Below are 13,155 nucleotides of genomic sequence, written 5' to 3' on the forward strand. Positions count from 1 at the left end.
CCGCTTACCGCTCCTAGCCGCGATTCTATGATTTATCAAAGAAACTTCATCAAAGAACTCTCTTTTACCGCCGTCGGCATTTTCGTCGTCCTCTTGGCAGTGTTGGTCTCCACTCAGGCAATCAACCTGCTCGGCCGCGCAGCCGACGGGCGTGTCGCCATCGATGCCGTGCTGACCTTGGTAGGCTTCTGGGTCATCGGCATGACGCCGCTTTTGCTGGTGTTGACCGCATTTATCAGTACGTTGACCGTATTGACCCGCTACTGGCGCGACAGCGAAATGTCGGTTTGGCTCTCCTGCGGATTGGCATTGAAACAATGGATACGCCCGGTCATGCAGTTTGCCGTGCCGTTTGCCATTTTGATTGCCGTCATGCAGCTTTGGGTGATGCCGTGGGCAGAGTTGCGCAGCCGCGAATATGCCGAAATTTTGAAGCAGAAGCAGGAATTGTCTTTGGTGGAAGCCGGCGAGTTCAATAACTTGGGCAAGCGCAACGGCAGGGTTTATTTTGTCGAAACCTTCGATACCGAATCCGGCATCATGAAAAACCTGTTCCTGCGCGAGCAGGATAAAAACGGCAACGACAACATCGTTTTTGCCAAAGAGGGCAATTTTTCGCTGACCGACAACAAACGCACGCTTGAATTGCGCGACGGCTACCGTTACAGCGGTACGCCCGGCAAAGCCGATTACAACCGCGTTTCTTTCCAACACCTCAGCCTGATTATCAGCACTACGCCTAAACTCATCGACCCTGTTTCACATCGCCGTACCATTCCGACCGCCCAACTGATTGGCAGCAGCAATCCCCAACACCAAGCGGAATTGATGTGGCGTATTTCCTTGACCGTCAGCGTTTTGTTGCTGTGTCTGCTTGCCGTGCCGCTTTCCTATTTCAACCCGCGCAGCGGCCATACCTACAATATCCTGATTGCCATTGGTTTGTTTTTGGTTTACCAAAACGGGCTGACCTTCCTGCGCAATGCCGTGGAAGACGGCAAAATCCATTTCTGGCTCGGACTGCTGCCCATGCACATCATCATGTTCGCCATTGCCATCGTACTCCTGCGCGTACGCAGTATGCCTAGCCAACCCTTTTGGCAAGCGGTTGGTAAAAGTCTGACATTGAGAGGCGGAAAATGAACCTGATTTCACGTTACATCATCCGTCAAATGGCGGTTATGGCGGTTTACGCCCTCCTTGCCTTCCTCGCTTTGTACAGCTTTTTTGAAATCATCAACGAAGTCGGCGATCTTGGAAAAGGCAGCTATCACGGCACAACCATGGCGCAATACGTCCTCATGCAGATGCCTGCGCGCGCCTATGAACTGATGCCGCTCGCCGTTTTGATCGGCGGCCTGATTTCCCTCAGCCAACTGGCTTCCGGCAGTGAACTGACCGTTATCAAAGCCAGCGGCATGAGCACCAAAAAGCTGCTGTTGATTCTGTCGCAGTTCGGTTTGATTTTCGCCATTGCCACCGTCGCGCTTGGCGAATGGGTTGCACCCACGCTGAGCCAAAAAGCCGAAAACATCAAAGCCGCCGCCATCAACGGCAAAATCAGCACCGGTAATACCGGCCTTTGGCTCAAAGAAAAAAACAGCATCATCAACGTGCGCGAAATGCTGCCCGACCACACCCTACTGGGCATTAAAATCTGGGCGCGCAACGACAAAAACGAGCTGACGCAGGCGGCAGAAGCCGAATCCGCCGTTTTAAATCCCGACGGAAGCTGGCAGCTGAAAAACATCCGCCGCAGCACACTTAGCGAAGACAAAGTCGAAGTTTCCACTGCCGCCGAAGAAAACTGGCCGATTTCCGTCAAACGCAACCTGATGGACGTATTGCTCGTCAAGCCCGACCAAATGTCTGTCGGAGAATTGACCACCTACATCGACCATCTGGAAAAAAACAACCAAAATACCCAAGTCTATGCCATCGCATGGTGGCGCAAGCTGGTGTATCCCGTTGCCGCATGGGTGATGGCACTCGTCGCCTTCGCCTTCACCCCGCAAACCACGCGCCACGGCAATATGGGCTTGAAACTCTTCGGCGGCATCTGCCTCGGATTGCTGTTCCACTTTGCCGGCAGGCTCTTCGGGTTTACCGCCCAGCTCTACGGCATCCCACCCTTCCTCGCCGGCGCACTGCCTACCATAGCCTTCGCCCTGCTCGCCGTTTGGCTGATACGCAAACAGGAAAAACGTTGAACAAATGCCGTCTGAACCTCTCTTCAGACGGCATTTGTTTTCATTGACACATTCCCGCAGACAGATAGCCGTTCCCTATTGCATTACCTGTCATAACAGTTCCATTTTTGTTAAAACTAGTCTATGATAGCAGTGCAAATATTGTTTACAATATTTAACGCAAATCATTTGCAACCGGACAAAAGAAAAACAGAAAAAGGAACAAAGAGATGTTAGAAGCCTATCGTAAAGCCGCCGCCGAGCGCGCCGCCCTCGGCATTCCCGCCCTCCCTTTGAACGCGCAGCAAACCGCCGATCTGGTCGAGCTGCTGAAAAATCCGCCCGCAGGCGAAGGCGAATCCTTGGTCGAACTGCTTGCCCACCGCGTACCGCCCGGCGTGGACGATGCCGCCAAAGTCAAAGCCTCATTCCTAGCTGCCGTTGCCGAAGGCAGCGCATCCAGCCCCTTGATTTCCCCCGAATATGCGACCGAACTGTTGGGCACGATGCTCGGCGGTTACAATATTCACGCCTTAATCGAACTCTTGGACGACGACAAACTCGCACCCATTGCCGCCAAAGGCTTGAAACATACGCTTCTGATGTTCGATTCCTTCCACGATGTTCAGGAAAAAGCCGAAAAAGGCAACAAATACGCGCAGGAGGTTTTGCAATCTTGGGCGGATGCCGAATGGTTCACTTCTCGCGCCAAAGTTCCCGAAAAAATCACCGTTACCGTCTTTAAAGTTGACGGCGAAACCAATACGGACGACCTCTCTCCCGCGCCCGACGCGTGGAGCCGTCCCGATATTCCGCTGCACGCGCTGGCGATGCTGAAAAACCCGCGCGACGGCATCAACCCCGACAAACCGGGCGAAATCGGTCCGATTAAACTGCTAGAAGAACTCAAAGCCAAAGGTCATCCGGTTGCCTATGTCGGCGACGTGGTCGGTACCGGCTCTTCACGCAAATCCGCGACCAACTCCGTCATTTGGCATACCGGCGAAGACATTCCGTTCGTGCCGAACAAACGCTTCGGCGGCGTGTGCTTGGGCGGCAAAATCGCGCCGATTTTCTTCAATACTCAAGAAGACTCCGGTGCGCTGCCGATTGAAGTCGATGTTTCCGCGCTGAAAATGGGCGATGTCGTCGATATCCTGCCTTATGAAGGCAAAATCGTGAAAAACGACGAAACCGTTGCCGAATTCAGCCTGAAATCCCAAGTATTGCTGGACGAAGTGCAAGCCGGCGGCCGTATCAACCTGATTATCGGTCGAGGTCTGACCGCCAAAGCGCGCGAAGCGTTGAAACTGCCTGCTTCCACCGAATTCCGCCTGCCGCAAGCGCCTGCCGAAAGCAAAGCCGGTTTCACGTTGGCGCAAAAAATGGTCGGTCGCGCCTGCGGTCTGCCCGAAGGACAAGGCGTACGTCCGGGTACTTATTGCGAACCGCGCATGACGACGGTCGGCTCGCAAGACACGACCGGTCCGATGACCCGCGACGAGTTGAAAGACTTGGCTTGCTTGGGCTTTTCCGCCGATATGGTAATGCAGTCTTTCTGCCACACCGCCGCCTATCCGAAACCTGTCGATGTGAAAACCCATAAAGAACTGCCCGCCTTCATTTCTACCCGTGGCGGCGTGGCTCTGCGTCCGGGCGACGGCGTGATCCACTCATGGCTCAACCGCCTGCTGCTGCCCGATACCGTCGGCACCGGCGGCGACAGCCACACCCGTTTCCCTATCGGTATTTCCTTCCCAGCCGGTTCCGGCTTGGTCGCTTTTGCCGCAGCCACCGGAGTGATGCCGCTCGATATGCCCGAGTCCGTATTGGTACGCTTCAGCGGCAAATTGCAACCGGGCGTAACCCTGCGCGATTTGGTGAACGCCATTCCGCTGTACGCGATTAAACAAGGTCTGCTGACTGTTGCCAAAGCCGGTAAGAAAAACATCTTCTCCGGCCGCATCCTCGAAATCGAAGGCCTGCCTGATTTGAAAGTGGAACAAGCCTTTGAATTGACTGACGCATCCGCCGAACGCTCCGCCGCCGGCTGTACCGTGAAGCTCAATAAAGAGCCGATTATCGAGTACATGAAATCCAACGTCGTGTTGATGAAAAACATGATTGCCGACGGCTATCAAGACCCGCGCACTTTGGAACGCCGTATCAAAGCCATGGAAGCATGGTTGGCAAATCCTGAATTGCTCGAAGCAGATAAAGATGCCGAATACGCCGCCGTGATTGAAATCAACATGGACGACATTAAAGAGCCGATTATTGCTTGTCCGAACGACCCCGACGACGTATGCTTCATGTCTGAACGTTCCGGCACCAAAATTGACGAAGTGTTCATCGGTTCGTGCATGACCAACATCGGCCACTTCCGCGCTGCTTCCAAACTCTTGGAAGGCAAGAGCGACATCCCCGTCCGCTTGTGGGTAGCACCGCCGACCAAAATGGACGCGAAAGAGTTGTCCGACGAAGGCCACTACGGTGTGCTCGGCCGTGCAGGCGCGCGTATGGAAATGCCGGGTTGCTCATTGTGTATGGGTAACCAAGCCCAAGTACACGAAGGCGCAACCGTCATGTCCACTTCGACCCGCAACTTCCCGAACCGTTTGGGTAAAAACACCTTCGTTTACCTCGGCTCGGCTGAGTTGGCGGCAATCTGCTCCAAACTGGGTAAAATCCCAACCGTTGAAGAATACCAAGCCAATATCGGCATCATCAACGAACAGGGCGATAAAATCTACCGCTATATGAACTTCAACGAAATCGACAGCTACAACGAAGTAGCCGAGACCGTGAATGTTTGATTCCCGTCATCCGTATGAAGTAAGGGATTGACCGCAATGCCGTCTGAACAACCTTCAGACGGCATTGCAACATTCCGCTAACCCTTCTTTCCGCAAACGCTGCAAATACGGCGTTCACTCCCCCACATAAAGGAAACGACAGTGAACCTGAAAAACCGCCATTTTCTGAAACTTTTAGACTTCACGCCGGAAGAAATCACCGCCTACCTCGACCTTGCCGCCGAATTGAAAGCCGCCAAAAAGGCAGGGTGCGAAGTGCAGCGGATGAAAGGGAAAAACATCGCCCTGATTTTTGAAAAAACCTCTACTCGGACACGCTGCGCGTTTGAAGTTGCCGCACGCGATCAAGGCGCGGGCGCAACCTATCTGGAACCGTCCGCCAGCCAAATCGGGCACAAAGAAAGCATCAAAGACACGGCGCGCGTCTTGGGCAGGATGTACGATGCCATCGAATATCGCGGCTTCGGTCAGGAAATTGTTGAAGAATTGGCAAAATATGCGGGCGTACCCGTGTTCAACGGGCTGACCAACGAGTTCCATCCCACACAAATGCTTGCCGACGCACTGACTATGCGCGAACATAGCAGCAAACCTTTGAACCAAACCGCGTTTGCCTACGTCGGCGACGCGCGTTACAACATGGGCAATTCCCTGCTGATTTTGGGTGCGAAACTCGGCATGGACGTGCGTATCGGCGCACCGCAAAGCCTGTGGCCGTCTGAAGGCATTATTGCCGCCGCACACGCCGCCGCCAAAGAAACCGGCGCAAAAATTACCCTGACCGAAAACGCGCATGAAGCCGTCAAAGGTGTCGGTTTCATTCATACCGACGTATGGGTCAGTATGGGCGAGCCGAAAGAAGTATGGCAGGAACGCATCGATTTGCTGAAAGATTACCGCGTTACCCCCGAACTGATGGCGGCATCGGGCAATCCACAGGTCAAATTCATGCACTGCCTGCCCGCCTTCCACAACCGAGAAACCAAAGTCGGCGAATGGATTTACGAAACCTTCGGGCTGAACGGTGTGGAAGTTACAGAAGAAGTATTCGAAAGCCCCGCCGGCATCGTGTTCGATCAGGCGGAAAACCGTATGCACACGATTAAAGCGGTAATGGTCGCGGCTCTGGGCGACTGACAGAACTGTACCTGTTAAATTCATCCGCAACACAGATGCCGTCTGAACACGATGTTCAGACGGCATCCATATAAAAAACTGCCTACACGATGTGTAGGCAGTTCCGTTTGAAAACAATCAGTTTTTGTCTTGGTCAACTAATTTGTTGGCAGTAATCCAAGGCATCATGGCACGCAGTTGTGCGCCGACTTTTTCAACTTGGTGTTCGGCATTCAGACGGCGGCGGGCAGTCATAGACGCGTAGTTGACGTTACCCTCTTGGATAAACATTTTCGCGTATTCGCCGGTTTGAATGCGTTTCAGGGCATTGCGCATGGCTTCTTTGCTGGAAGCATTGACCACTTCAGGACCGGTAACGTATTCGCCGTACTCCGCATTGTTGGAAATGGAGTAGTTCATGTTGGCAATACCGCCTTCGAAAATCAAATCAACGATGAGCTTCATTTCGTGCAGACATTCGAAGTAAGCCATTTCAGGCGCGTAACCGGCTTCGGTCAGGGTTTCAAAACCTGCTTTAATCAACTCGACCACGCCGCCGCACAATACGGCTTGTTCGCCGAACAGATCGGTTTCGGTTTCTTCGCGGAAAGTGGTTTCAATCACACCACCTTTGGTGCCGCCGTTGGCAGCCGCATAAGACAGGGCGATGTCTTTGGCTTTGCCGGAATTGTCTTGGTAAACGGCAATCAGAGAAGGTACGCCGCCGCCGCGTTTGTATTCACTGCGTACGGTATGGCCCGGACCTTTGGGGGCAACCATAATCACGTCCAAGTCGGCACGCGGAACGATTTGGTTGTAGTGCACGTTGAAGCCGTGTGCAAATGCCAGCGTTGCGCCTTCTTTCAGATTGGCTGCAACTTCTGCATGATAGACGGCAGGCATGGTTTCGTCAGGCAGCAGCAGCATAACGACATCGGCTTCTTTGGTCGCTTCAGCAACGGTTTTGACGACCTGACCGGCTGCTTCGGCTTTTTTCCAAGAAGAGCCTTGGCGCAGACCGATCACCACGTTTACACCCGAATCTTTCAGGTTGGCGGCATGGGCATGACCTTGCGAACCGTAACCGATGATGGCAACGGTTTTGCCTTTGATCAGGGACAGATCGGCATCTTTATCGTAATAGACTTGCATTTGATTTCCTTTAAGGTAAATGGTTGTCGAAGCCTTAATAATGTTGAGCGGCTTCGGACGGGTTAAACAGAGTGTACCGCTTAAGCGACAACTTCATTCATCAATACGATTTCCAACGCTTCGGTTTTGCCGTCAACGGACTGGACGAAGGCTTGGAAATGCGCGCTGGCGTTATGTTCGTCAATAGCTGCTTGGGATTTCCAATTTTCCACGAAAACAAAACGGTTCGGTTTGCCGATTTCCTGATGGAGATCGTAGCTGATGTTGCCCTCTTCCGCACGGCTGGCTTTGACCAGTTCTTTAAACTGTGCTGCCAGTGTTTCCGTGTATTCCGGTTTGACGGTAACCAGTGCGACAATTTTAATGTTCGACATAAATCTCTCCTGCCGTTCGTTTTTCAGACGGCATTCAAATACCATGCCGTCTGAAAGGTTACGGCGTTAAATTTTCAAAATACGCTCACCGCGACCGATGCCGGCCGCGCCTGTACGTACGGTTTCCAAAATTTGGGCGCGTCCGACCGTTTCCAAAAAGGAATCCAGCTTGTCGGTCGAGCCGGTAATTTCAATCGTATAGCTGCGGTCGGTTACGTCGATGATGCTGCCCCGGTAGATTTCGGTCAAGCGTAAAAATTCGTCGCGGTCTTTGCCGACGGCGCGGACTTTTACCAGCATCAATTCGCGTTCGACAAAACGGCTTTCGTTCAAATCGACCACTTTAATCACCTCAATCAATTTATTGAGTTGCTTGGTGATTTGTTCGATAACATGCTCGTCGCCATGGGTAACGATGGTCATGCGTGAAAGCGTTTTGTCTTCGGTCGGGGCTACCGCCAAGGAATCGATATTGTAATCGCGTGCAGAGAACAAACCGACCACACGGCTCATCGCACCTGATTCGTTTTCGATCAGAACAGATAAGATATGTCGCATTTGCCTCTCCTTACGCCTTTCCGTCCGCACGCATATGCGGCGGAAGTACCATTTCGTCCAAACCTTTGCCGTTGCCGACCATGGGCATCACATTCTGTTTCTGGTCGGTCAGGAAGTCGATAAATACCAGCCTGTCTTTTTGGTTCAATGCTTCCAACAACGCACCTTCCACATCAGACTTCTTGTCCACGCGGATACCGATATGGCCGTATGCCTCGGCAAGTTTGACGAAATCGGGCAAAGAATCGAAATAGGTTTCCGACTCTCGTCCGCCGTAATATATTTCCTGCCACTGGCGTACCATACCGAGATAACCGTTGTTCAGCGTAATGATATTAACCGGAATCCGATATTGGAAACAGGTGGACAACTCTTGGATGTTCATCTGGATCGAGCCGTCGCCGGTAATACAGAATACGTCTTGATCCGGGGCAGCAAGTTTCGCACCAATCGCATAAGGCAGACCTACGCCCATCGTACCCAAACCGCCGGAATTGAGCCATTGGCGCGGACGTTCGAAGGGATAATATTGAGCCGCAAACATTTGATGCTGCCCTACATCCGATGTGATGATTGCCGAATTGCCGGTAATATCGGCAAGCTTCTGAATCACATATTGGGGCTTGATAATTTCGCTGCCGTTGTCAAACCACAAGCAATCGCGGGAACGCCATTCCTCTATGGTTTTCCACCATTTGCCCAAAGCATCTTCAGACGGCATGGACTCTTGTTTTTGCCACAGCGCAACCATCTCGGACAAAACGTTTTTCACGTCGCCGACAATCGGAATGTCCACCTTCACGCGTTTGGCGATGCTGGAAGGGTCGACATCGATATGGATAACCTTCTTCGCCTTCTCGAAAAATTTGGACGGTACGGAAACCACACGGTCGTCAAAACGCGCACCTACGGCAAGAACGACATCCGCATTCTGCATGGCAAGGTTTGCCTCGTAAGTACCGTGCATACCGAGCATACCGAGGAATTGGCGGTCGCTGGAAGGATAAGCACCCAAGCCCATCAGCGTACCCGTGCACGGAACACCCGTCATTCGGACAAATCGGGTCAGCTCTTCAGAAGCATTACCCAACACCACGCCGCCGCCAAAATAGACGACCGGACGTTTGGCAGATGCCAACATCTGCACGGCCTTTTTAATCTGACCGATATGCCCTTGAACAACCGGTTGATACGAACGGATAAAAATGTCTTCCTGAGGATAGCTGAATTTCGCCATCGCCTGCGTAACATCTTTCGGGACATCGACCACCACGGGCCCCGGCCGGCCGCTTGCGGCAATTTGGAACGCCTTTTTAATGGTTTCCGCCAACTCATTGATGTCCGTAACCAGGAAATTGTGTTTGACGCACGGACGGGTAATGCCCACCGTATCAACTTCTTGGAACGCATCCGTACCAATCAGGGAATTGCCTACCTGTCCGCTGATGACCACCATCGGAATCGAATCCGTATAGGCAGTAGCAATACCGGTCAGCGCATTGGTAACACCCGGGCCGGATGTAACCAATGCCACGCCCACCTTACCGCTGACGCGCGCATACGCATCTGCCGCGTGTACTGCCGCCTGCTCATGTCGGGTAAGAATGTGTTTGAATTTATTGAGTTGGAACAGGGCATCGTAGATTTCGATAACCGCACCGCCGGGATAACCGAAAACGTACTCGACGCCTTCGGCTTTGAGACTCTGCACTATGATTTGTGCGCCTGATAACTGCATAACGACCTCTTTTATACGGTTTCAAACCAATAGGGACAAACCGCTTTGCCACAGCACCTGTAATGCAATTCCACCAAGCAGCGATTTAGGGTACGCGCATTGGAAGAACACGGCAACAGACGGATTATCCAATCAATTGGAAAGGAACACAGAGTTTGTGAAAAAGAGTAGAAACGATAACGCAAACCGACAGTTCAATCAAGAAAAATCTTTCATCTTTTAATATTTTTTGAAGGCGGAGAAATTATTGATTGATTTTAAAAGAATAAAATCAGGAGTGCCTTTTTTTGAAAGATGGGAATTGTTGACAGTTTGCATGAGGGAAGATGTGAAAAAACCCTTCTTCGGTATCAAGAATTTTAAAATTTACAGGGTTTCATCCCAATTAAAGACTCGGGATATTGATTGAACTTGATTTTATTTTTGATATATCAAAAATATTCCCAACCATACTTCCTGAAAATAGCTCATTGCACCGGACTGTATTGGGCGGCATTGACAGAACCAAGAGGGCTAACAACGACTTAAGATATTGATTATATTTAGTCTTATCTATTTTAGTAAACAGCAATAGACAAAAAAAATAACCGCTATAAAGCGGTTGTGGTGCCCAGGGTCGGACTCGAACCGACACACCTTGCGGCGGGGGATTTTGAGTCCCCTGCGTCTACCAATTTCGCCACCTGGGCTGGTGAAGAAGTTGCCATTATAATGGCTTTTGAGATTCTGTAAACCTTTTTTTGAAATTATTTTATCTGTTTTTATTTTGTTTTTTGATTTTAAATAAAATTTTTATTATTTTAATCTTGCTGTGCTTTCCGCTTCAAAGCATTCTGTATGATTCGGCAATTCCTGCTGTACGGACAATGTAAAAAATACTACATTAAATCTGCCAAACGCGTTAAGATGGAAATATTCAAATTCCGTACAAATCAGGTTTTTCTATTTATTCTTGGGAGATTGTCATGTTTTCTGTACCGCGTTCCTTTTTGCTGGGCGTTTTCGCACTTGCCTCGCTTGCCGCCTGCAAACCTCAAGACAACAGTGCGGCGCGAGCCGCTTCTTCAAGTGCATCCGCGCCGGCTGCGGAAAATGCGGCAAAACCGCAAACACGCGGTACGGATATGCGTAAGGAAGACATCGGCGGCGATTTCACGCTGACCGACGGCGAAGGCAAGCCTTTCAGCCTGAGCGATTTGAAAGGCAAGGTCGTGATTCTGTCTTTCGGCTATACGCACTGTCCCGATGTCTGCCCCACCGAGCTGCTGACTTATAGCGACACGTTGAAGCAGTTGGGCGATCGGGCTAAAGATGTGAAAGTGGTGTTCGTCAGCATCGACCCCGAGCGCGATACGCCCGAAATCATCGGCAAATATGCCAAGCAGTTCAATCCCGACTTTATCGGTCTGACGGCAACGGGCGGCCAAAGCCTGCCGGTCATCAAGCAGCAATACCGCGTGGTTTCTGCCAAAGTCAATCAAAAAGAAGACGGCGAAAACTATTTGGTCGACCACTCTTCCGGTGCGTATCTCATCGACAAAAACGGTGAGGTTGCCATTTTCTCGCCTTACGGAAGCGAGCCGGAAACGATTGCCGCCGATGTGAGAACCCTGCTCTGATAAAACCGTATGCCGTCTGAACCGCCGATGCCTGTTCAGACGGCATTATTGTTTCAACCGACAAAGGACATCCAAACCATGCAGGATAATGCTTTGACCATCGCCTTATCCAAAGGGCGCATTTTTGAGGAGACGCTGCCACTGCTTGCCGCTGCCGGCATTGTTCCGACTGAAGAGCCCGAAAAATCGCGCAAGCTGATTATCGGGACGAACCATGAAAACATCCGCCTTGTCATTGTCCGCGCAACCGATGTTCCGACTTATGTCCGCTACGGTGCGGCGGACTTCGGCATTGTGGGCAAAGACGTGCTGATCGAACACAGCGGCACGGGGCTTTACCGGCCTTTGGATTTGGAGATTGCCAAGTGCCGCATGATGGTTGCTGTGCGTAAAGGGTTTGATTACGAAGCCGCTTCGCAACCCGGATGCCGTCTGAAGATTGCCACGAAGTATCCTGAAATCGCGGCATCTCATTTTGCCGGCAAGGGTGTCCATGTGGACATTATCAAACTGTACGGCTCGATGGAACTTGCGCCGCTGGTCGGCTTGAGCGATGCGATTGTGGACTTGGTTTCGACGGGCAACACCTTGAAGGCAAACGGCTTGGAGGCAGTCGAACACATCGTCGACATTTCCAGCTACCTGGTGGTCAACAAGGCTGCTTTGAAAACGAAATACGCGCTGCTGGAGCCGATTATCCGTGCTTTTGAAAGCGCGGTCGGCGCACAGGCGTAAACGTTTCAGACGGCATTTCAGTTTTCGGAACATTATTTTGGAGAACAGAATGGATACGGCAAGCAAAGGCTTTTCCGAAGCTGCGCTGTCTGCATTGGGCAGCGGTGAAAACCGTTTTTATGTGTATTGTCTGACCGACTTGAAAAAGGGGAAGGTGCTGCACATCGGTACGGGTTGCGGCAACCGCATTTTCGAGTTCGACCATTTCGACGCGCCGACGGCGAAAGCGGTATCCAAGTGCCGGAAAACCGGACGCTTTATCCTGAACAGCCATCTGACCGAAAACGAAGCGCGTGCGGCAGAACAGGCAGTGGTGGCGTTTGTCCGCAGCGTCGGCGGCAAAAAACTGAAAAACCACGCCGATGGTTCGGCTTGGGGCATCAGCGCGGAAGAGTGGGAACGCCGTTTCGGCTTTGAAGCCGTGCAGACGGACGTGCTGAACCCCGACGGTTTGGTTTTAGCGGTCAAACTGCCCGACGCAGTCTTACGCAACGAATCCGCCGAAATACTCGCCGAACGCGCACGCGGTACTTGGACGACAGCCAAAGACTTGATTAAAAAAGTGAAATATCTGGTCGGTATCGATACGGCTGCAAGCAATGCCGTCGTCTGCGCCTATGAAGTGGCAGGTTTTGAAACGGTGGAAACGGTAAAAAACGGCAAAACGCTGACGACGTACCGTTTTGCCTTCCTGCCCGAAACCGATGCGGCGGAAACTTTGGGATTGCGGCAAAAATCGCTGCCCGATTTGAAATTTGCCAACGGTTCGGACAAAACCTATATCCGCCCCAAAACCGTATAAATCAAACCGAAATGCTTTCCGAACTGCTTTCAGACGGCATTCGGAACAAATCACAA

11 protein-coding genes and 1 tRNA gene are annotated in these 13,155 nt (G+C 51.7%); 7 read left to right on the plus strand and 5 right to left on the minus strand.

Features of this window, described 5'->3' with window-relative positions:
- Positions 1-27 precede the first annotated feature (27 nt).
- The 4 genes from lptF to Q9J32_RS03950 all read left to right on the plus strand — a co-directional run bounded on the left by lptF (position 28) and on the right by Q9J32_RS03950 (position 6,142).
- Positions 28-1,143, plus strand: a complete 1,116-nt coding sequence (lptF, locus tag Q9J32_RS03935; protein ID WP_301885142.1) for an LPS export ABC transporter permease LptF — start codon at positions 28-30, stop codon at positions 1,141-1,143.
- Positions 1,140-2,210, plus strand: a complete 1,071-nt coding sequence (gene lptG, locus Q9J32_RS03940) for an LPS export ABC transporter permease LptG (protein ID WP_301885141.1) — start codon at positions 1,140-1,142, stop codon at positions 2,208-2,210. Before lptF ends, lptG begins: the two co-directional genes overlap by 4 nt.
- 209 nt (positions 2,211-2,419) lie before the next feature.
- Entirely contained in the window at positions 2,420-5,005 is a 2,586-nt protein-coding gene (gene acnB / locus Q9J32_RS03945) for a bifunctional aconitate hydratase 2/2-methylisocitrate dehydratase (protein WP_301885140.1), read from the plus strand.
- Between the two features lie 141 nt (positions 5,006-5,146).
- Complete coding sequence (locus Q9J32_RS03950; protein ID WP_301885139.1) at positions 5,147-6,142, plus strand: ornithine carbamoyltransferase; 996 nt, start codon at positions 5,147-5,149, stop codon at positions 6,140-6,142.
- 117 nt (positions 6,143-6,259) lie between these two features.
- On the opposite strand, the gene ilvC is transcribed toward Q9J32_RS03950, so the two are convergent.
- The 5 genes from ilvC to Q9J32_RS03975 form a co-directional block, all read right to left on the minus strand.
- Positions 6,260-7,273 carry a ketol-acid reductoisomerase gene (gene ilvC / locus Q9J32_RS03955; RefSeq protein WP_301885138.1) on the minus strand — a complete coding sequence of 338 codons (1,014 nt, stop codon included), beginning with the start codon at positions 7,271-7,273 and terminating at the stop codon, positions 6,260-6,262.
- Positions 7,274-7,353: 80 nt separating this feature from the next.
- Positions 7,354-7,647, minus strand: coding sequence for a putative quinol monooxygenase (locus Q9J32_RS03960; protein ID WP_301885137.1), 294 nt, complete (start codon positions 7,645-7,647; stop codon positions 7,354-7,356).
- Positions 7,648-7,713: 66 nt separating this feature from the next.
- A complete protein-coding gene (gene ilvN / locus Q9J32_RS03965; protein ID WP_118792334.1) occupies positions 7,714-8,205 on the minus strand; it encodes an acetolactate synthase small subunit in 492 nt (163 codons plus the stop codon).
- Positions 8,206-8,215: 10 nt separating this feature from the next.
- A complete protein-coding gene (gene ilvB, locus Q9J32_RS03970; protein ID WP_301885136.1) occupies positions 8,216-9,943 on the minus strand; it encodes a biosynthetic-type acetolactate synthase large subunit in 1,728 nt (575 codons plus the stop codon).
- A gap of 604 nt (positions 9,944-10,547) precedes the next feature.
- Positions 10,548-10,632 (minus strand) — tRNA-Leu (locus tag Q9J32_RS03975).
- Between the two features lie 276 nt (positions 10,633-10,908).
- On the opposite strand from Q9J32_RS03975, the gene Q9J32_RS03980 reads away from it, so the two are divergent.
- From Q9J32_RS03980 to Q9J32_RS03990, 3 genes are all read left to right on the plus strand, one after another.
- Positions 10,909-11,562 carry an SCO family protein gene (locus Q9J32_RS03980; protein WP_301885135.1) on the plus strand — a complete coding sequence of 218 codons (654 nt, stop codon included), beginning with the start codon at positions 10,909-10,911 and terminating at the stop codon, positions 11,560-11,562.
- A 78-nt stretch (positions 11,563-11,640) separates the two neighbouring features.
- Complete coding sequence (gene hisG / locus Q9J32_RS03985) at positions 11,641-12,297, plus strand: ATP phosphoribosyltransferase (RefSeq protein WP_301885283.1); 657 nt, start codon at positions 11,641-11,643, stop codon at positions 12,295-12,297.
- Positions 12,298-12,346: 49 nt separating this feature from the next.
- The gene (locus Q9J32_RS03990) at positions 12,347-13,099 is read left to right on the plus strand and encodes an endonuclease (protein WP_301885134.1); all 753 of its coding nucleotides are present in this window, start codon (positions 12,347-12,349) and stop codon (positions 13,097-13,099) included.
- Positions 13,100-13,155: the final 56 nt, after the last annotated feature.

Source organism: Neisseria uirgultaei (assembly GCF_962719845.1).
In the GTDB taxonomy this organism is placed as follows: domain Bacteria; phylum Pseudomonadota; class Gammaproteobacteria; order Burkholderiales; family Neisseriaceae; genus Neisseria; species Neisseria bergeri.

Excerpts from the sequence above, each read along its gene's own strand:
- Q9J32_RS03960 (WP_301885137.1), bottom strand. The coding sequence starts at position 7,647 with ATGTCGAACATTAAAATTGTCGCACTGGTTACCGTCAAACCGGAATAC.
- acnB (WP_301885140.1), top strand. The coding sequence starts at position 2,420 with ATGTTAGAAGCCTATCGTAAAGCCGCCGCCGAGCGCGCCGCCCTCGGC.
- ilvC (WP_301885138.1), bottom strand. The coding sequence starts at position 7,273 with ATGCAAGTCTATTACGATAAAGATGCCGATCTGTCCCTGATCAAAGGC.
- Q9J32_RS03990 (WP_301885134.1), top strand. The coding sequence starts at position 12,347 with ATGGATACGGCAAGCAAAGGCTTTTCCGAAGCTGCGCTGTCTGCATTG.
- ilvN (WP_118792334.1), bottom strand. The coding sequence starts at position 8,205 with ATGCGACATATCTTATCTGTTCTGATCGAAAACGAATCAGGTGCGATG.
- lptG (WP_301885141.1), top strand. The coding sequence starts at position 1,140 with ATGAACCTGATTTCACGTTACATCATCCGTCAAATGGCGGTTATGGCG.
- Q9J32_RS03980 (WP_301885135.1), top strand. The coding sequence starts at position 10,909 with ATGTTTTCTGTACCGCGTTCCTTTTTGCTGGGCGTTTTCGCACTTGCC.
- hisG (WP_301885283.1), top strand. The coding sequence starts at position 11,641 with ATGCAGGATAATGCTTTGACCATCGCCTTATCCAAAGGGCGCATTTTT.
- lptF (WP_301885142.1), top strand. The coding sequence starts at position 28 with ATGATTTATCAAAGAAACTTCATCAAAGAACTCTCTTTTACCGCCGTC.
- ilvB (WP_301885136.1), bottom strand. The coding sequence starts at position 9,943 with ATGCAGTTATCAGGCGCACAAATCATAGTGCAGAGTCTCAAAGCCGAA.